General features: G+C 66.5%; 18 protein-coding genes. 16 read left to right on the top strand and 2 right to left on the bottom strand.

Annotation, left to right across the window (positions count from 1 at the left end):
- Positions 1-56 precede the first annotated feature (56 nt).
- From ACFWIX_RS11270 to ACFWIX_RS11235, 8 genes are all read left to right on the top strand, one after another.
- Positions 57-1,514 carry a DUF3375 family protein gene (locus ACFWIX_RS11270; RefSeq protein ID WP_377216211.1) on the top strand — a complete coding sequence of 486 codons (1,458 nt, stop codon included), beginning with the start codon at positions 57-59 and terminating at the stop codon, positions 1,512-1,514.
- Entirely contained in the window at positions 1,507-2,253 is a 747-nt protein-coding gene (locus tag ACFWIX_RS11265) for a DUF4194 domain-containing protein (RefSeq protein WP_377216210.1), read from the top strand. Before ACFWIX_RS11270 ends, ACFWIX_RS11265 begins: the two co-directional genes overlap by 8 nt.
- Complete coding sequence (locus tag ACFWIX_RS11260; protein WP_377216209.1) at positions 2,250-5,684, top strand: ATP-binding protein; 3,435 nt, start codon at positions 2,250-2,252, stop codon at positions 5,682-5,684. Before ACFWIX_RS11265 ends, ACFWIX_RS11260 begins: the two co-directional genes overlap by 4 nt.
- A gap of 205 nt (positions 5,685-5,889) precedes the next feature.
- Entirely contained in the window at positions 5,890-6,972 is a 1,083-nt protein-coding gene (locus ACFWIX_RS11255) for an iron-siderophore ABC transporter substrate-binding protein (RefSeq protein WP_377216208.1), read from the top strand.
- Positions 6,973-6,979: 7 nt separating this feature from the next.
- A complete protein-coding gene (locus ACFWIX_RS11250; protein WP_377216207.1) occupies positions 6,980-8,086 on the top strand; it encodes a FecCD family ABC transporter permease in 1,107 nt (368 codons plus the stop codon).
- An 83-nt stretch (positions 8,087-8,169) separates the two neighbouring features.
- Positions 8,170-9,216 (top strand): FecCD family ABC transporter permease, encoded by a 1,047-nt coding sequence (locus ACFWIX_RS11245; RefSeq protein ID WP_377216206.1) that lies wholly within the window; start codon positions 8,170-8,172, stop codon positions 9,214-9,216.
- 1 nt (position 9,217) lies between these two features.
- On the top strand, positions 9,218-10,033 hold the full coding sequence (locus ACFWIX_RS11240) for an ABC transporter ATP-binding protein (RefSeq protein WP_377216205.1): 816 nt from the start codon (positions 9,218-9,220) through the stop codon (positions 10,031-10,033).
- Positions 10,030-11,085 carry a siderophore-interacting protein gene (locus tag ACFWIX_RS11235; protein ID WP_377216204.1) on the top strand — a complete coding sequence of 352 codons (1,056 nt, stop codon included), beginning with the start codon at positions 10,030-10,032 and terminating at the stop codon, positions 11,083-11,085. Before ACFWIX_RS11240 ends, ACFWIX_RS11235 begins: the two co-directional genes overlap by 4 nt.
- A gap of 45 nt (positions 11,086-11,130) precedes the next feature.
- Here the strand turns inward: ACFWIX_RS11235 and ACFWIX_RS11230 are convergent, their stop codons facing one another.
- Positions 11,131-11,670, bottom strand: a complete 540-nt coding sequence (locus ACFWIX_RS11230; protein WP_377216203.1) for a TetR/AcrR family transcriptional regulator — start codon at positions 11,668-11,670, stop codon at positions 11,131-11,133.
- 137 nt (positions 11,671-11,807) lie between these two features.
- Between ACFWIX_RS11230 and ACFWIX_RS11225 the strand changes: the two genes are divergently transcribed.
- From ACFWIX_RS11225 to ACFWIX_RS11215, 3 genes are all read left to right on the top strand, one after another.
- Positions 11,808-12,014, top strand: coding sequence for a hypothetical protein (locus tag ACFWIX_RS11225; protein ID WP_377216202.1), 207 nt, complete (start codon positions 11,808-11,810; stop codon positions 12,012-12,014).
- Positions 12,005-12,496, top strand: coding sequence for a DUF2269 domain-containing protein (locus ACFWIX_RS11220; RefSeq protein WP_377216201.1), 492 nt, complete (start codon positions 12,005-12,007; stop codon positions 12,494-12,496). The genes ACFWIX_RS11225 and ACFWIX_RS11220 overlap by 10 nt, the downstream gene beginning before the upstream one ends.
- Positions 12,497-12,587: 91 nt before the next feature.
- Complete coding sequence (locus ACFWIX_RS11215) at positions 12,588-13,436, top strand: SGNH/GDSL hydrolase family protein (RefSeq protein WP_377216200.1); 849 nt, start codon at positions 12,588-12,590, stop codon at positions 13,434-13,436.
- On the opposite strand, the gene ACFWIX_RS11210 is transcribed toward ACFWIX_RS11215, so the two are convergent.
- Positions 13,433-13,720: a YciI family protein gene (locus ACFWIX_RS11210; protein WP_377216199.1), complete on the bottom strand. Its 288-nt coding sequence runs from the start codon at positions 13,718-13,720 to the stop codon at positions 13,433-13,435. The genes ACFWIX_RS11215 and ACFWIX_RS11210 overlap by 4 nt on opposite strands.
- A 57-nt stretch (positions 13,721-13,777) precedes the next feature.
- Between ACFWIX_RS11210 and ACFWIX_RS11205 the strand changes: the two genes are divergently transcribed.
- The 5 genes from ACFWIX_RS11205 to rpsN all read left to right on the top strand — a co-directional run bounded on the left by ACFWIX_RS11205 (position 13,778) and on the right by rpsN (position 16,058).
- Positions 13,778-14,257, top strand: a complete 480-nt coding sequence (locus tag ACFWIX_RS11205) for a MarR family winged helix-turn-helix transcriptional regulator (RefSeq protein ID WP_377216198.1) — start codon at positions 13,778-13,780, stop codon at positions 14,255-14,257.
- A gap of 51 nt (positions 14,258-14,308) precedes the next feature.
- Positions 14,309-15,070: an SGNH/GDSL hydrolase family protein gene (locus ACFWIX_RS11200; protein WP_377216197.1), complete on the top strand. Its 762-nt coding sequence runs from the start codon at positions 14,309-14,311 to the stop codon at positions 15,068-15,070.
- 275 nt (positions 15,071-15,345) lie between these two features.
- Entirely contained in the window at positions 15,346-15,582 is a 237-nt protein-coding gene (gene rpmB / locus ACFWIX_RS11195) for a 50S ribosomal protein L28 (protein WP_015938871.1), read from the top strand.
- Positions 15,582-15,749 (top strand): 50S ribosomal protein L33, encoded by a 168-nt coding sequence (gene rpmG / locus ACFWIX_RS11190; protein ID WP_013602737.1) that lies wholly within the window; start codon positions 15,582-15,584, stop codon positions 15,747-15,749. Before rpmB ends, rpmG begins: the two co-directional genes overlap by 1 nt.
- 3 nt (positions 15,750-15,752) lie before the next feature.
- Entirely contained in the window at positions 15,753-16,058 is a 306-nt protein-coding gene (gene rpsN / locus ACFWIX_RS11185) for a 30S ribosomal protein S14 (protein WP_009358853.1), read from the top strand.
- The last annotated feature ends 570 nt before the right edge of the window (positions 16,059-16,628 follow it).

The raw sequence follows: 16,628 nt of genomic DNA, 5'->3' as shown, positions 1-16,628 counted from the left end.
GCAGTTTTCCGCCGCCGCCGGACCACCGAACCCCCCAACCAGCCCGAGGAGAGTGCGTGCCCCGCTCCGCCAGGTCATCCGCTGACGCCATCAGCGCCCGGCTCAGGGACCTCGAACTCCTCACGAAGGGGCCGGCGTGGGCGCTGACGCGTTCGGCGCCGTGGGTCATCGCGGTGCTGCAGGCCTCCTTTACCCGCACCCGGCCGCAGCTTCCGCTCGAGGAGTTCCATGCCGACGTCGACTCCTTCCTCGAGGAGCTCCGGCGTCAGGAGCCCGCGCTGGGCGGAGGGGCCAACGGGAAGGCGTTCGGCGACGAATGGACGCGCAGGCAGTTCCTCACCCGCCGCAATCAGTCCGGCCAGATCGTCTACGAGGTCACCGAGCCCGCCGCCCGCGTGCTCGCTTTCCTGGACAGCCTCTCCAGCGACCGGTCCACCCTCAACGGTTCCCGCCTGGGCACCCTGCTGGGGGACGTGGAGAAGCTGGCCAACGAAACCAACCCGGATCAAAGCGCCCGCCTCGAATCCCTGGAAGAGGAGATCGAGGAGCGGCAGCAGCTGATCCAGGACATCAGCAGCGGCGAATTTGACGGCCTGCTCGATGATGATGAAGCCGTGGAAGCCGCCGGGAACATCCTGGACCTGGCCGCGAGTCTTCCGGCGGACTACAAGAAGATGCGTGACCGGATCGAGGAGCTGGTGGGCGGGCTGCGCAACCAGATCATCGAGGAATCGCTCACCAAGGGTGCCACGATGGCGCAGGTGCTGGAGGCGGACAAGCGGCTGCGGCAAAGCCCGGAGGGCAGGACCTTCCGGTCCTTCGCGGCCTTCCTTGAGGATCCGCAGCAGCAGCTTCGCTTCCGGTCTGCGATCAGCGAGGTCCTGGGCCGGCAGTTCGCGGACGACCTTTCAGCGGAGGACCGCGAGACCCTCAAGAACCTGGTGGCGGAACTCCGGCAGCAGCACAGCCAGATCCAGCGCATCTACGGCAAGCTCAGCGAAAGTCTGAACACCTACGTCCAGAGCGACGATTTCCGCCAGTCCGTCCGTCTCCGCCAGGTCCTGCGCGAGGCCGAGCAGGCCATTCGATCCCTTCCCTACGAGCGCGAGCGGCCTGCCTTGGTGGCCGGCCCGGTCCTCTACAACGCAGCGTTCGAGTCCCTCTCCATGGTCAAGCTCTTCGACCCGGACGAGTTCGCCGCCCCGCCCAGGCTTGCTGATCCGATTGCCTTCAGCGATTCGGACCGGGTGCGCTCGCCGAGGACCGCCAAGGCCAAGCCGGAGGTGATCCGAGCGGCCATGGCGGGAGCCGGCACGCTCGCGGAGGCCTGGGCCCAGCTACCGCCGGAGGAGCAGCACATCAACACCATCCGCGGCCTCCTCTCGCACGCCCTGCACGCCGGGGCGGACTTCAGCCGGGATGCCTGGGATGGCGTGGACTTTGAACAGATTGACGGCACCACCCGCAGGGCCTACCTTCCGGTGGTCACGCTCGCAAAGGATTCTGATGACTGAAGAAATTACGACGGCGGCGCCCCCGGAGCGGCACGCCGCACCTGCGCCGCGGGACACCTTCGTTGACGGCGCCGCGCTGTTCCCGGGCGACACCGGGGTGCTCCCCATGAAGGTGCGGCAGGCGCTGGTCAGGCTCCTCAAGGGCCCCTACATCGACGGCGGCCGGGACGAGAAGCTGTGGACCGTGCTCCTGGACAACCAGGTGATCCTCCGCAGCCGCCTGTCCGAGCTGTTCCTTGCCCTCCAGCTGGACCATGAGCGGAAAATTGCCGTGCTGCGGCCGGTGGACCCGGACGCGATCGGCGCGAGCGCCCGCTCCAGCATCCTGCGCCAGCAGCGTGCCCTGAGCCGGGTGGAGACCATCGTCCTGCTCCGACTGCGCCTGCTCCTGGACCGCCACGTCACCGCGCAGACGGACCCCACCGTGACCCGCGAGGAAATCACCGATCTCGTGGCGCACTACCAGCCCGCCGGCCAGCAGGACGCCTTGCGCGATTCGGACGTGGTCACCCGCGCCATCAGCAAGCTGCTGGCCCGCCAGCTCCTCCTCCCCACCGGGCTCGAAGACGTCTACACCATCTCCAACGCCCTGCCCCTGGCCCTCCCGTTCGAGAACATCGGCGACATCCCGGCACAGATCGAAGCCCTCGTTGCCGCCACAACAGACCTCACAGGAACAGAGCCCCTTATTGATCTCGACGGCCAGGGTGAAGACGACGAAGCGGAGGCCACGAAGTGACGATCGCGAGCATGCTGCCGCTGGGCGAGGCCATCAACCCGGGCCAGATGCGCCTGGCGCTGGTGCAGGTGGTCAACTGGGGCACGTTCCACGGTGCCCACACCATGCACGTGGACCGGAACGGCACATTGCTGACCGGCAACTCCGGGGTGGGCAAGTCGACGCTCTTTGATGCGATGCTGCGGGTCTTTGACGCCCGTCCCCGGTCCAACGAAGCTGCCGCCCAGCGCGCCGGCGGGGCTGTGGAGGACAAGAGGACCACCTTCACGTATATGCGCGGGAAGGTGGGCGACAAGGCAGTGGGAGAAGGCTCGGCGAGTGCCTTCCAGCGCCCCGGGGCCACCTGGTCCGCCGTCGCCCTCACGTTCGACAACGCCGCCGGCACCCGGGTGACGGTGTCTGCGCTGTTCGACCTGCCCAAGAACGGCACCGAATCCAGCGTGGGCCGGTTCTACCTCATCGACAACGCGCCGCTGGACCTCGAAGCGCTGGAGGGGATTGCGGACAAGCGGTTTACCAGGGCTGCCCTGGAGGCGGTGTTCCCGAACGCCCAGGTGTTTGACGTGCACAAGGCTTTCGCGGAACGCTTCCGCCGGCTGCTGGGCATCAACTCGGACCAGGCGCTGCCGCTGCTGCGCGTCATCCAGGCGGGCAAGGGCCTGGGCGGCAGCGTTAACACCTTCTTCCGCGACCAGGTTCTGGACGCGCCCGCCACCCTCGCCGCCGCCGATGACGTGGTGGAGGAGTTCAGCAACCTTATGTCCATCCGGCAGCGGCTGGAGGATGTCCGGCAGCAGCGCGACCAGCTGGCCCCGGTTCCCGGCCTGAACCGCGAATACGCGCAGGCCCTGCTGGACGCCAACCGGCTCCGCGACCTCACCGGCGAAGCGTTCGAGTCGTACCGGCAGCAGCTTGCGGTGTCCGTGCACCAGAAGACACTGGCCCGCTTCAAGGAGCTGGCACAGGCCAAGGCCAAGGCACTCGGCGCCGAGCGAGCCGTCCGGGACGGGTTGGCTAAGGAGCTGCGCCAGCTCGAAGCGGACTACAACAACCAGGGCGGCAACGCCATTTCCGCGATCGAACAGGCCCTCGAGAATGCCCGGGTGGGCCTCCGGCTCCGCCAACAGGTGGAGGAATCCGCGCAGCAGGCGCTCGCCGACGCCGGCCTGCAGCTGGAATGGACAGCGGAAGGCTGGGATCAGGCCCACGAACAGGCCGCCGCGCGGTCCGCCGAACTCAGGGACGATTCGCACGCCCTCCAGGAGCTCCGTTTCGAGGCCTTCGACGCGCACGCAACCCGCAAGCGCGAACTTGCCGCGGCTGAGCAGGAACTCGTCTCGCTGAAGACGCGCAAATCCCTGCTGCCGCCGTCGAGCATTGAAAACCGTGCCGCGATCGCCGCCGCCACGGGCGTACCGGAGGACCGGATGCCCTTCGCCGGCGAACTGATGGACCTTGCCGAGGGGGAGGAACAGTGGCGCCCCGCTGCCGAGCGCGCCCTCCGCAGCCTGGCCACCACCCTGCTGGTCCCCGGCGAGCACTTCGCCGCCGTCACCCGGTACCTGAACGGCCACAACATCCGCGGCGCGCTGCGGGCGGTGGACATCTCCAAGCCCCTCACCGGCGGTGCGCTCGCCGTGGAGGAAGCGCATGACGGCGACCTGCTCACCAAGCTGGACATCCTCGCCACCGGTTCGGCTGCTGAAGCCGGTGCCTGGGTCCGCGAGCGGGTCGCCCTGGACTTCGCGTATCCGTGCGTGGAGGATCCGGACGAGCTGGCGCGCCTGGACAAGGGCCTCAGCCTTGGCGGCGTGGTCAAGCGGAACCGCCATACGGTGGAAAAGGACGACCGCTTCACCAGCCGGCAGGACTACGTGCTGGGCTTCGACAACGCCGCCAAGCTGGAGCTGGTGGCCGGTCAGGTGGAGGACCTTCGGCAGGAAGTGGCCAAGGCTGCCGAACTGGCGCAGAGTCGCGAGGACTCGCACCAGGGCATGGGCCGGCAGCTCGAGGCCCTGCGGCGGATCGCCGAGGACGAACGGACCTGGGACCAGGTCTCGGCCGTCGTGGCGGCCAAGGAACTGGTGCGGATAGAGCAGCGGCTGAAGGATGCCCTGGCGGCGCAGGCAGACCTTGAACCCCTGCGCGCCGCCATCGATGAAGTGCGGCAGAAACACCAGGCCAGCACCGAGGCCGCGGCCGTCCTGCAGAGCGAATACAAGGCCCTGGACCGGGAGCTCACCACCGCTGATGCGCTGCTGGAAGCCGCGCGTGGCCGCCTGGCTGATGCACCGCCGTCGGACGCTGCCGTTGCCGCGCTGGAACCTTACTTTGCGGACTTCGGCGACGTGGCGGAGATGCACGAACTGGACAACCTGGCTAACCGCGTGCGGACCGTACTCCTCGGTGAAACGCATGCGGCGGAGTCGCGCGGGCAGGCCACCGCCGAGCGGCTGACGCGCATTTTCGAAGCGTTCGTTCGGGACTGGGGGAGCGCGATTTCCGCGGACCATGGCACCACCATCGGCGCCGCGGGGGAGTTCGAGGGCCGGTACCACGCGATCGTCAACGACGGCCTGCCCGCGCAGGAAGCCGAGTTCCGGCAGTTCTTCAACCAGCGCACGCACGAATCCTTCAGCACGCTCCTGCACCTGCTGGACGAGGAACGCCGCTCCATCACCAGCCGCATCCTTCCCCTGAACGGAATCCTGTCCGAGGTGAACTTCCACGAGGGCAGCTACCTGGAACTGGACATCAAGCAGACGCTGCCGGCCACGGCCAAGCAGTTCAAGGACGCCATCCAGAACGCGCTGAAGGCCCGGCACGCCCGTGTTCCAAAGACTGACGCGGCCGCCCCCGACCGCGACGACGACGCCGAGCTCACCGCCCGCTACAAGTCCTTGGAAACCCTGGTCAAACGGCTGGGTTCGCAGGCGCCGGAGGACCGCAGGTGGCGGGCCGAGGTGCTGGACGTGCGCGGACACCTGTTCATCCAGTGCAAGGAACACCGCGCGGTGGGCGGCAAGACCGACGTGTTCATGCACGCGGACACTGGCTCCATGTCCGGCGGCGAACGGCAGCGGTTCACCGCGTTCATCATGGCCGCGGCGCTCAGCTACCAGCTGGGCATTGCCGAGCAGGGCTTCACCACGTACGGCACGGTGATGATGGACGAGGCGTTCGTGCTGGCCTCTGAGGAATTTGCTGGCGCCGGCATCAAGGCGCTGCACGAGTTCGGGTTCCAGCTGTTGCTGGCCGCTCCGGAGAACGTCATCGACCTGTCCCGGCACCTGGGCTCTGTCACCGAAATCCTGCGGGACAAGCGCACCAACCGCTCCGGCGTGCTCACGGCCCCGGTCATCCGTCCCCGCCCGGGCGACGAGGGGGCGTGGCGGTCCGAGGCGAACCCGGTGGACATCGTGCTCCGCTGACCCCGGACGCTCTCTCACTTGATGTCGCTTTTCCCCGAACCCTCTCTCACCCGGTGAGAGAGGGTTCGGGATTTTTCAGCGTTAACTGAGAGAGCGTCGGGGGTGGGCTTCGTCACATCGGGTATTAAGTTACGCTAACGTTGCGTAATAGAGCAGAGGCTAGGCTAGCCTTACTTAGGTTCGCATCATTCACCTAAGGAGTTCCGTGACTTCCCCCCTCTTCCCCGGCCTCAGCGCCACCCGCCGCACGCTGCTCAAGTCGGCCGGCAAGGCATCGGCCGTCCTGGCCGCAGCGGCACTCACCCTCTCCGCCTGCTCCACGGGCCCGGCGTCCTCCGCTCCTGCCGAAACCGGCAGCGAAGGGCAGTTCCCCGTGACCATCGAGCACGTCTACGGCGAGACCACCATCGAGAAGCAGCCCACCCGCGTTGCCACCGTTTCCTGGGTTAATGACGATGTCGCCATCGCCCTGGGCGTTGTCCCGGTAGGCGTCCCCAAGAACGAGTGGGGCGGCAACGACAAGGGCTCCACCCCCTGGAAGGACGCAGTCCTCGAGAAGCTCGGCGCCGGCTTCGGTACCGAAAAGGCCCCGGCCCAGTACTCCGAGGCTGACGGCATCAACTTCACCGAGGTCGCCAAGCTCAACCCGGACGTCATCCTGGCCGCCTACTCCGGCCTTACCGAAGAGGACTACAAGAAGCTCAGCGAGATCGCCCCGGTGGTGGCACACCCCGAGCTGGCCTACGGCACCTCCTGGCAGGACTCCACCTCCATCATTGGCAAAGCCCTGGGCAAGGAAGCAGAAGCCGCCAAGCTGATCTCCGACACCGAGGCCACCATCAAGGAAAAGGTCGCCGAGTACCCCCAGATCCAGGGCAAGAGCTTCATCTACGGCAACCTGGAGCCTGCCAAGGGCGACGGCGTCAACGTCTACACCGCCAACGACAACCGCCCCCGCTTCCTTAGCGAAATCGGCATGAAGCTTGCGCCCGTCGTTGAAGAGAAGTCCAAGGGTTCCAAGGAATTCTTCCTTCCCTGGTCCGCTGAAAAGGCCAACGAACTTGAATCCGACGTCTTCGTGACCTGGGTTCCGGACTCCTCCACCACCAAGGCCATCAAGGCCGACCCGCTGCTCAGCCAGATCCCCGCCATCAAGGACGGCGCCCTGGTGGCCGACTCGGACAACACCCTCACGCTGTCCATCTCGGCCTCCTCCCCGCTGAGCCTGCCGTGGTCCCTGGACACGTTCCTGCCGCAGCTGGCCACCGCCGCGGATGCCGTGAAGTAACAGTTCCATGACGCAAAGTACGACGACGGCGCGCAGCGAGGCGCGAGATCCCGGCGCTTTGGCGCCGGGAAAGCGGCGGGACGTCACGTCTCGACGCCCCGACGGCGCCGGCTCCCCCGCACGGGGCAACCGCGCCGCCTGGCTGCTGGCCGCCGTCGTCGTACTTGCGCTCCTGGCCGGGGCATCCCTGGCCATCGGCGCCCGGGACCTGTCCCTGGCCACCGTGTGGCAGGCGCTGGTCCAGTTTGATCCGGACAACGGGGACCATGCCGTAGTCCATGCCCGCATTCCCCGCACCGTCCTTGGCCTGCTGGCCGGCGGTGCGTTGGGACTTGCGGGCGCTGCCATGCAGGGGGTGGCCCGCAACCCGCTGGCCGACCCCGGCATCATGGGCGTCAACGCCGGTGCCGCGCTGGCTGTGGTCACCGGGATCTACGTCTTTGGCGTCGGCTCACTGTCCGGCTACATCTGGTTCGCGTTCGCGGGCGCGGCGAGTGCCGCCGTCGTGGTTTACCTGGTGGCCTCCCTGGGCAGGGAAGGCGCCACCCCCGTGAAGCTGGCGCTGGCCGGTGCCGCGCTGAGTGCGGGGCTGTACTCGCTGATGAACGTCATCCTGGTGTCCAGCCAGGACACCCTGGACCGGTTCCGCTTCTGGCAGGTGGGCGGCGTGGCCGGCCGCGACTGGTCTGTGGTCCTCCCCGGCCTGCCGTTCCTTGCCGTCGGCGCGCTGATCGTGCTGCTGACCGGCCGCATCCTGAACAGCCTTGCCCTGGGTGACGACATCGCCCGGGGCCTTGGCCAGCGCGTCGGCCTGGCCCGGGCGGTTACTGCCCTGGGCATCGTGCTGCTGGCCGGCTCCGCCACTGCGCTGGCCGGTCCGATCGGTTTCGTTGGCCTGGTCATTCCGCATGCCGTCCGGTTCCTCACCGGCCCGGACTACCGCTGGATCCTTCCGTTCTCGCTGGTGGCCGCGCCAGCGCTGCTTCTGGCTGCGGACATCATCGGCCGCGTGATTCTGCTCCCCGGCGAGGTCCCCGCCGGCATCATGACCGCCCTGGTGGGTGCGCCCGTCTTCGTGTGGCTGGTCCGCCGCGGGAAGGGAGCCGGACTGTGAGCCCCTCAACCCCCGCACCCACTGCACCCCCCGCCGTTGCTCTATCAGATACGGCTGCTAAAACGGGCCCGAAAGCACCAAAGGTGATAGAGCAACGCGGGGGACGGCGCGGAGGCGGGAGGACCGCGCTGCTGGCCGCCGGCGTCGTGGTCCTGTTCGCCGCGTCCGTGCTGCTGGGCAGCTATACGGTGACCGTTCCGGACTTCTTCACCATCGTCGTCAACCACCTGACCGGTGGGCCCAAAATCCCCGGCGCCAGCTTCATCGTGATGGAAAACAAGCTGCCGCGCGCGGTCATCGCCACCATGATCGGCGTTGCCTTCGGCCTGGCCGGCGCCCTGTTCCAGACGCTGCTGCGCAACCCGTTGGCCAGCCCGGACGTGATCGGAATCAGCTACGGGGCCAGTGCGGCAGCAGTCATCGCCATCGTGGTGTTCGGCGCGTCCGGCGCCGTGGTGTCCGGCGCAGCGCTCGGTGGTGCCCTGGCCGTGGCGGCGCTCATTTACGCGATCTCCAGCGGCGGCGCCATGCGCGGCGGAACCGGCGGTATGGCGGCCGGCAACCGGCTGGTGCTGGCCGGCGTCGGGATCGCGGCGGCGCTGCATGCCCTGGTCAGTTTCCTGATGACCCGCGCCGATATCCGCACCGCGGCGGAGGCACTCGTCTGGCTGAACGGCTCGCTGAACTCCGCGAGCTGGGACCGCGCAGGCGTCCTGTTCCTTGCACTCCTGCTCCTGGTTCCCGCCGTCGCGGTGATCGCCGGCCCGCTGCGCATCCTCGAGCTCGGGGACGACACCGCGGCAGGCCTGGGCATCCGGGTCAACGCCGCGCGGCTGGCCCTGGTGGTCATCGCGGTGGCCCTGGCAGCGGTGGCGACGGCGGCAGCCGGCCCGGTCGCGTTCGTCGCCTTCCTGGCGGGCCCCATCGCCAGGCGCGCCACCGGGAAAGCCAGCCTTCCGGCGTCGGCCCTGGTGGGCGCCCTCATTGTCCTCGCTGCGGATTACTTCGCCGCCAATCTGGCGCCCCTGCTGCTGGACGGCACCGTCCTGCCGGTGGGGGTCATCACCGGCGCTCTCGGTGCCCCCTTCCTGCTGTGGCTGCTGGTCACCGCCAACCGAAAGGACGCCTGACGTGGCAGTTCTCAACGCCAAGGACCTGACGCTGAAGTACGACCAGCGCTGCGTGGTGGACGGGCTCTCCGTGGAGATCCCGGAAGGCAAGGTGACCATGATCGTGGGCGCCAACGCCTGCGGTAAGTCCACCCTGCTCCGCGGCCTCTCCCGGCTCCTGAAGCCCGCCGGCGGCGCAGTGACCCTGGACGGCAAGGACATCCACGCCCGGCCTGCCCGCGAACTCGCCCGCACCCTGGGCCTCCTGCCGCAGCACCCCACGGCGCCGGACGGCATCACGGTCCGGGACCTCGTTGGCCGCGGCCGGTACCCGCACCAGGGCTTCTTCCGTAGTTGGAGCGAGAAGGACGACGCTGCCGTGCAGCGCGCGCTGGAGACCACCGAAACGCTCGCCCTCGCCGAGCGCGACGTGGACGAACTCTCCGGCGGCCAGCGCCAGCGGGTATGGATTGCCATGGCCCTGGCACAGGAGACCGACGTCCTGCTGTTGGATGAACCCACCACCTATCTGGACCTGGCGCACCAGGTGGAGGTCCTGGACCTCATCACGGACCTGAACCGCCAACGCGGCACCACCGTGGCCATCGTGCTGCATGACCTCAACCTCGCGGCGCGCTACGCGGACTACGTCATCGCCATGAAGGGCGGCGCCGTGGTGGCTGGCGGCAGCCCCCGCGAAGTGGTCACCGAAGAATTGGTCCGCACCGTTTTCGGGCTGGAATCCCGCGTGATCCCGGACCCGGTGACCGGAACCCCGCTTGTTGTCCCCATCGGCCGCCATCACGTCCCTGCCACTGAACTGGAGCTCGTTTCATGAAGACCCGCGAAGTCGCCTCCGCACAGGCCATCAACACCGAGCCCATGACCCTGGCCTTCGAGGTCACAGTGTCCTCGGTCCGGCAGCTCAGCCCCAACTTCCGGCGGATCACGTTCGGCGGCTACTCGCTGCGCGACTTCGGTGTCCACGGCGGGACGCTGGACCTGCGGATCAAGCTGATGATCCCTTCCCTCGCTGGCGACGGCAGCCCCCTGCCGCTCCCTGCATTCGAGATGACGCAGGCCGGCTGGTACCGGGAGTGGCTGGCCATGGACCCGGCAGTGCGGGGTTCCATGCGCACCTACACGGTCCGCGAGGCGCGCCTGGACGGGGTGTACCCGGAGATCGACGTGGACTTCGTGATGCACTTCGATGACGAGGGCCACGGCGGGCCTGCGGCCAACTGGGCGCTTGACGCAAAGCCCGGGGACGCCATCACCATCATCGGCCCCAATAACCGCGCCGCGCACTGTGTCACGGCGGAGATCTACTCCGGCATCGAATGGCGGCCGGGCCTGGCGCAGCGTGTCCTGCTGGCCGGCGACGAGACCGCCGTCCCTGCCATCTCTGCAATCCTCGAGAGCCTGCCGCCCTACATGACCGGCCACGCGTTCCTGGAAGTTCCCGAGGCCGGCGACTTCCAGGAGCTGAAGACCGCCGCGGACATTGAGATCATCTGGCTGGCCCGCGGCGCCCGGATCGGCCGTTCGCGCCCGCACGGCGAGCTGCTGTCCGAGGCCGTGCGCAAGGCCGTCCCCGTGCCCGGCTGGGTGGGGATCAAAGCGTCCGACGGCGGTGCGGGGCCAGAGCCCGAGGATGTCAACGTTGACGTGGACATCCTTTGGGAGACGCCCGCGCGGATGGACACGGCAGCGATTGGCGCCTCCAAGAACCCTGACATGCCAGCCGGCGCGATGCCGTTCTACGCCTGGATTGCGGGGGAGGCCGGTGTCATCAAGGACATGCGGCGGTACCTGGTCCGCGACGTGGGCATCGACCGGAAGCAGGTGGCCTTCATGGGCTACTGGCGCAGGGGCAAAGCCGAACTCTGACGCTCTATCACTCCTGGTGCATTTACCCCCGGCGCTCTCTCAGCTTTAGCGGGGCGCGGACGCTTCCAGGGCGTCCAGGGTGAGCCGGACCAGCCGGTCCACTTCCGCTTCGGAACCGGCCTGCGCTGCTGCGGCCAGGGCGTGCAGGCAGAACCGCGTTAGCTCGGCCGGGGCAATGTCGGTGCGGATTGTGCCGTCGTCGGCCGCCTTGCGGAGGATCACTTCCAGGAACTGTTCCTTGTGCTGCAGCGCGCCGGACTGCTGCAGCACTGCCGCGATGGCACTGTCGTGGTGCCGGTGAACCACCATCGCGTGGATGCGCAGCACCTGTTCGAGCTGCCGGCGGGGGTCTCCGCCCGCAGCCTTGACGGAATGCAGCTGCTCCAGTTCCCCGGCCATCTGACGGTGGTGTTCAGCCTGCAGGATGGACTGGACGTCCGGGAAGTATTTGTAGAGCGTGGCCCGGCTGACGCCGGCCGATGCTGCCACGTCCGACATAGTGACGGACAGGACGCCGTGTTCCGCCGCCAGCGACACAGTAGCGTCCAGGATGGCCTCGCGCACTGCAGTCCTATGCGCGCTCATAGTTTCACTCCACAGCTTGGGCACGCTTAAGTGTACGGGCTGACCGGTAGGCGACACCATGTCTATGGAGTTACACTCTGTATAGATAAACTGTTTACCGCCTGCCCAGCGGGACGGCCCCAGCAAAGGAAACCAGCATGGAGGAGCAGAACCCCCGCCAAAGACGGCAGTCCCCGCCGTTGCCGCGCTGGGTCAAGATTTCGCTGATCGTGATGGCAGGGTTGGCGGTCCTGGCGGGGGTGGCATTGCTCAGCGGCCATGGGCCGGTGCAACACGGCCCTGCCATGCATGGGTCGGCCGCGCACGGGCTGGCCATCAACGGATCCGCCGCCCGATGGTTGTAGGGCAGAAGCTCCGGAAGGGCCTGTTGGTCCTGCACATCTCCGTCTCCGTGGGCTGGATCGGTGCAGTCCTGGCATTCCTGGCGGTCGCAGCAGGCACGCGACGGTCGGCCAATCCGGAGGCGGAGCAAGCGGCTTTTTCAATCATGGAAACAATCGGGTGGACGGTCCTGGTGCCACTCAGCTTGGCCTCCCTGATGACAGGCATACTGCAGTCGCTTGTCACGCCGTGGGGCTTGGTCCGGCATTACTGGGTCCTGGCCAAACTGTTGATCACGGTGGTGGCAACGGCGGTGCTGCTGGTGTTCATGGAGGGGTTCGGGCACCGCGGCCCTGAGGCAGGCGGTCCGCACGGCAACACGCCGGGCTCTTCCTCCATCCTCCACGCCTCCGGAGGCCTCGTCCTGCTGGTGTTGGCCCTGCTGCTCTCGGTCTACAAACCCCGCGGGCTGACCGGCTGGGGCCTGCGCAAAGCGCAATCCTGACGCGTGTGCCGCCCCGCCCGGGCCTGACCCCCGCACTAACTGTTCACCCCGCCGTCGTCCGTCCTTTGGCTTGATTGGCTACCGTGGGCGGGTGCCTCCCGAACCATTGCTTCCCCAAACTGGCCGCCGGGTCTTCGTCGCCTTGGGGGATTCGTTCACGGAGGGCGTCGGGGACCGGAACGAGGCCATGCCCAACGGTGTCAGGGGATGGGCTGACCGTGTAGCGGACAAGTTGGCGAGGCACCAGCCCGGGTGGAAGTACGCCAACCTGGCTATCCGCAGCAAACGGCTTCGGAACATCATCGAGGAGCAGTTGGAACCGGCGCTGGCCATGCGGCCGTCATTGATCACACTGTACGCCGGCGGCAACGACATCCTGGACCTGAAAACCGATATGGCCGCGCTCATGGCCGACTACGAGCAACTGGTGGCCACGCTGGCGGAAACGGGCGCGGTGCTGGTCCTGTTCACTGGCTTCGACGTGAAGGTATCCGCCCTGCTGGAGCCCCTAAAGAAGCGCAACGCCTTCTACAACCGGCGCGTGCGAGAAATTGCGCAGAAATATGATGCCGTGTTGGTGGATTACTGGTGCTTGGATGCCTTTCACGACCGAAGGATGTGGGATTCGGATCGCCTGCACATGTCCAAGGCGGGCCACAAATATCTTGCCGGGCAGGTGCTGGACCAGCTGGGCGTGCCGCACAAAATCCGGCCGAAGGACTGGGAGCCTCCCACCCGGCTGAGCCTGCGCGAATGGGAACGGCACCAGCGCCAGTGGGTGCACGACTGGGTACTGCCGCTGTTCGGACGCAAGCTGCGCGGGGTGACGCTGGGTGATGAACTGACCCCGCGCTGGCCGCAGCCGGTCAAGGTGCCGCGCAAGGGCGGGATGAAGAAAGTGGCCCGGGAAGCCCAGCTCGCGAGGGAGGCCGGACGTTAGCTGTCGAGCAGGTTTTCGAACCCGGCAGCAACGCGGCCCGCGTGGAACTCCATGACCTCAAAGTCGGCCACGCCATTGACGTAGAACGGATCCTTGGCCAATGCCGCGTCCAGTACCGGGCGGTCCGCCTGGGACAGGAGCAGCCCGCCTGTGCGCGGAATCTTGCGCCCGGCAGCGATGAACACCCCGTCGTCGAAAGCCTGCTGCAGCCACGCGATATGGGCGTCATTGTGGAAATCGACGATGTCCTGGGGAACCCGGTAGCTCAGGGAGACAACATACATGCGCCCAGCCTACCGGCCTGTCGCCAGCGCTTGAAGGATCAATCGTAGAATGGACGGATGACTGAACCGCGCTGGCTCAACCCCGACGAACGCCGTGCCTGGCTAGCCCTGGTCAGCATCAACACGCTGCTTCCCGCCGCCCTGGACACCAAGCTGCACGCCGCAGGGAAGCTCTCGCTTTTCGACTACACCGTGCTGGCAATGCTGTCCGAGGCCGAGGAGCGGTTCCTGCCCATGAGCGAACTCGCCGCCCGCACCAGTGCATCACTGTCACGGCTTTCGCACGTGGTCACCAAGCTGCAGAAGCGTGGCTGGGTGGAGCGCCGGCCGCACCCGCACGATGCCCGCGTCACCATTGCGCACCTCACTCCGGAAGGGATGGACACCATCGTGGCGCTCGCGCCGGACCACGTGGAGACCGTGCGGAACCTCTTCCTCGACGCCCTTTCTGAACAGGACGTGCTGGACCTGGCCCGAATCGGGGAAAAGATCGTGGGCCGTCTCGACGACGACCACTGGATCCTGCGGGAAACCTAGCCTCCGCGCCGCTGCTTGGTTGCTCCCGGCAACGGGTGGCAAACTATCCGGATGGACTTTACTACCCGGTTCGTGGCCCTTGGCGATTCCTTCACGGAAGGCGTGGGAGATGACGACCCTGCCCGCCCGAACGGGGTCCGCGGCTGGGCGGATCGCGTGGCCGAACGGCTGGGAGCCGAGGATCCCGGCTTTGGGTACGCCAACCTTGCCATCCGCGGGAGGAAACTCCGCCAGATCCTGGCAGAGCAGGTGGACGCCGCCGTCGAACTTAAGCCCACCCTGGTGACCATCTACGCGGGCGCCAACGACATCCTCCGCCCCCGGATCGATATCGACGACCTTCTCGGAGAGTACGACGACGGCATCCGCAGGTTGAGTGCTACGGGCGCCACTATCGTGATGTTCACCGGGTTCGACGCGCGCGGTTCCAAGGTTTTCGGCACCATGCGCGGGCGCACCGCCATCTACAACGAGCTGGTCCGCGGCATTGCCGGCGACCACGGCGCGCTGCTGGTGGATTACTGGCGCTTCAGCGAGTACTACGACTGGGGGATGTGGGCCCGGGACCGGATGCACATGTCCGCCGCCGGCCACGCGAACATGGCAAAGCGCGTCCTGGAGGTGCTCAAGTACGACCACTCCATCGACATCCCGCCGATGACGCCGGTCCCCGAACTGAGCGGCAGCGAAGCCTTGCGCGCCAATGCCCAGTGGCTCCGGGAATACGCCGGACCCTGGGTCATGCGGCGGGTGACGGGCAAGTCCTCGGGGGACAACCTTTCGCCCAAGTACCCCGCGCTGACCCGGCTATAGCGCCGCGGGCAGGTGCCGCCGTCGTGCGCCCCTTATACACCCTGCGGGAGCCGGATTGGTCTTTAATTGCGCGAACTCGTAGACTTGGTAGGCGCTAAGTGCGCGGAGCGTGCGCAATTGCTCCGGTGGCCCGGTAATTTTCTCCAGGGCGGCCGGTAGTTAGGGGCTCAAGTTGCGTGACTAACCGTTGCCCTTCTTCACTTTTGGGTCGCACTTAGCAGCATGGTCCAGCAGCAGATATGCGGATCATTACTTTCAATTCTTGAGGAGAAGTCATGGCAGCACACTGCCAAGTGACCGGGGCCGAGCCGGGCTTTGGGCACAGCATTTCGCACTCGCACCGCCGCAACAAGCGTCGGTTCGATCCGAACATCCAGAAGAAGCGCTACTGGGTTCCGTCCCTGCGCCGTAATGTCACGCTGCAGGTTTCTGCACGCGGCATCAAGACCATCGACGTGCGCGGCATCGACGCGGTCGTCGCCAGCATTCTTGCTCGTGGGGTGAAGCTCTAGTGGCTAAGGACAAGGACGTACGTCCGATCATCAAGCTCAAGTCGACCGCGGGCACGGGTTACACCTACGTAACCCGCAAGAACCGTCGTAACGACCCGGACCGCATGGTCCTGAAGAAGTACGACCCCAAGATCCGCCAGCACGTCGAATTCCGAGAGGAGCGCTAAACAATGGCTAAGAAGTCCAAGATTGCTCGCAACGAGCAGCGCAAGGTCATCGTTGAGCGTTACGCCGCAAAGCGCCTCGAGCTGAAGAAGACCCTGGTTGACGAAAACGCAACCGACGAAGCACGCGAAGCAGCCCGCCTGGGCCTGCAGAAGCTGCCCCGCAACGCGTCCCCGATCCGTCTGCGTAACCGCGACATCATCGACGGCCGCCCCCGCGGTACCTTCCAGAAGTTCGGTATCTCCCGTGTCCGCTTCCGCGACATGGCCCACAAGGGCGAACTCCCGGGCATCACCAAGTCTTCCTGGTAATTCAGTCCCGCTGAATCCAGCTGCTTGAAAAAGGCCGGCAACCATGTGGTTGCCGGCCTTTTTGTGCTTTAACGCGGCCTCGCTTTTGCGCCGCCTAATGTGGGGCAGCACACAAATTGGGTTTACGACGGCGGAGGCCGGTTTTGGTGTCCGTGTGGTGTGTTTTTCGTTGTGTTGTGGGGGTTTTTGGGGGTGTGGGGTGGGGGTGGTGGTGGATTTGCGGGTGGGGTGGTGGGGGTGTATTGTTTTCTAAGTCGCCGCGAGGGAGACAGCGAAGAGCTGGGTACCGCGGGTGGCGAATCCCCCGAATTTCAAGGCCAGTTTCTGGTTGCTCTTTAGGGCGCTGGATTGTTGGTGGGGTGGTTTCTTGTTCCGAGTGGGTCCTGGAAGATGGATTTGCGTTGGGGTGGGGGATCGGGTAAGTTTGAAAAGTTGCTCCGGAGCGATCCTGAACGTTGGTTTGGGTGGTGCCGGGTGTGTCTGTTGTTTGAGAACTCAATAGTGTGCCAAGTTTGTTGATACCAATTGTTTTATTGATTGGTTGTTTTTGCTGTGCCGCCACCCCGTGGT

The organism is Pseudarthrobacter sp. NPDC058362, from assembly GCF_042723515.1.
Taxonomy (GTDB): Bacteria; Actinomycetota; Actinomycetes; order Actinomycetales; family Micrococcaceae; genus Arthrobacter.
The sequence above is the reverse complement of the archived record's forward strand: the minus strand, read 5'-3'. Positions and strand labels throughout refer to the sequence as shown.

What these genes read in the sequence shown, in the direction of transcription:
- ACFWIX_RS11205 (WP_377216198.1), top strand. Translation starts at nt 13,778, where the DNA reads ATGACTGAACCGCGCTGGCTCAACCCCGACGAACGCCGTGCCTGGCTA.
- ACFWIX_RS11235 (WP_377216204.1), top strand. Translation starts at nt 10,030, where the DNA reads ATGAAGACCCGCGAAGTCGCCTCCGCACAGGCCATCAACACCGAGCCC.
- ACFWIX_RS11225 (WP_377216202.1), top strand. Translation starts at nt 11,808, where the DNA reads ATGGAGGAGCAGAACCCCCGCCAAAGACGGCAGTCCCCGCCGTTGCCG.
- ACFWIX_RS11210 (WP_377216199.1), bottom strand. Translation starts at nt 13,720, where the DNA reads ATGTATGTTGTCTCCCTGAGCTACCGGGTTCCCCAGGACATCGTCGAT.
- ACFWIX_RS11200 (WP_377216197.1), top strand. Translation starts at nt 14,309, where the DNA reads ATGGACTTTACTACCCGGTTCGTGGCCCTTGGCGATTCCTTCACGGAA.
- ACFWIX_RS11230 (WP_377216203.1), bottom strand. Translation starts at nt 11,670, where the DNA reads ATGAGCGCGCATAGGACTGCAGTGCGCGAGGCCATCCTGGACGCTACT.
- rpsN (WP_009358853.1), top strand. Translation starts at nt 15,753, where the DNA reads ATGGCTAAGAAGTCCAAGATTGCTCGCAACGAGCAGCGCAAGGTCATC.
- ACFWIX_RS11220 (WP_377216201.1), top strand. Translation starts at nt 12,005, where the DNA reads ATGGTTGTAGGGCAGAAGCTCCGGAAGGGCCTGTTGGTCCTGCACATC.
- rpmB (WP_015938871.1), top strand. Translation starts at nt 15,346, where the DNA reads ATGGCAGCACACTGCCAAGTGACCGGGGCCGAGCCGGGCTTTGGGCAC.
- ACFWIX_RS11250 (WP_377216207.1), top strand. Translation starts at nt 6,980, where the DNA reads ATGACGCAAAGTACGACGACGGCGCGCAGCGAGGCGCGAGATCCCGGC.
- ACFWIX_RS11265 (WP_377216210.1), top strand. Translation starts at nt 1,507, where the DNA reads ATGACTGAAGAAATTACGACGGCGGCGCCCCCGGAGCGGCACGCCGCA.